Annotated in this window: 2 protein-coding genes; one reads left to right on the forward strand and one right to left on the reverse strand. The window is 26.4% G+C overall.

Annotated elements, in window-relative coordinates:
* On the reverse strand, window positions 1-343 hold a 343-nt coding region (locus BN899_RS04120; RefSeq protein WP_042273211.1), incomplete at its 3' end, for a cupin domain-containing protein.
* A 182-nt stretch (window positions 344-525) separates the two neighbouring features.
* Here BN899_RS04120 and BN899_RS04125 point away from each other — a divergent pair.
* On the forward strand, window positions 526-960 hold the full coding sequence (locus BN899_RS04125) for a VanZ family protein (RefSeq protein ID WP_042273213.1): 435 nt from the start codon (window positions 526-528) through the stop codon (window positions 958-960).
* The last annotated feature ends 5 nt before the right edge of the window (window positions 961-965 follow it).

Below are 965 nucleotides of genomic sequence, written 5' to 3' on the forward strand. Positions count from 1 at the left end.
ATTTATATTCTGCACCAGCATCGACTTTAGTAACTTGAACTGCTACCATTTCTTCATCATTACTGTTTGTTATTTCATGCCATTCATCACGTTTTATAAAAACGCTACATCCTACGCATACATCATGAGATTTATCTCCAACAATCATTTTACCATGACCTTTTAAGAAGAAAAATATTTGTTCTCCATTTGGATGCTTGTGCATTTTAAGTACTTGACCTGGTTTGAAGTAATAAACTTCAGACGTCATGTCTTCTCCTGTAAATACAGGTATTTTTGGAACTGCAGCATCATTATATTGAGCTAAAGATCCATCTAGTAAATGTTTATGATTAGATTCCATTATATAAATCTCCTTTTAAACTTATTTGTAATATTGAATTACCTTTTTAGTTTGCCTAAGAGATTAAATTTAATTCTAAGAAAAAATTATCAATTTTAAATTTTTTATAAAAATAGATTTATGCTATAATATATCAAATACATGAAATAAAAATTAATATGAATTTAGAAATGGAGTTCATTATGAAAAAGATATCAATAGTATTAGTTATACTTTGGATGGGGGTTATATTTTATTTTTCTAATCAACCTGCAATAGTATCTACAACTCAATCAGACAAAGTTATACATGTCTTAGATAAAATATCAGAGGATAGTGTATTAGGAAATATATTGCATGTATTATATGAATCAAAAGGAGCATCTTTTATAATAAGAAAATCTGCACACATGATATCTTATGCAATATTGGCTGTATTAAGTTTTATAATGATATATGCTCATAAATCATATATAAGAAAATCTTTTATCTATGGTTTTTTAATAACACTTTTATATGCAATAACTGATGAAATACACCAGTTATTTATTCCAGGTAGAGCAGGAATGATTCAAGATGTTTTAATCGATTCTTTAGGAGCAATTATTGGACTAAGCTTTAATTACATTAATATATAAGTTAA

The sequence above is a fragment of the Faecalimicrobium dakarense genome, assembly GCF_000499525.1.
Classification (GTDB): Bacteria; Bacillota; Clostridia; order Peptostreptococcales; family Peptostreptococcaceae; genus Faecalimicrobium; species Faecalimicrobium dakarense.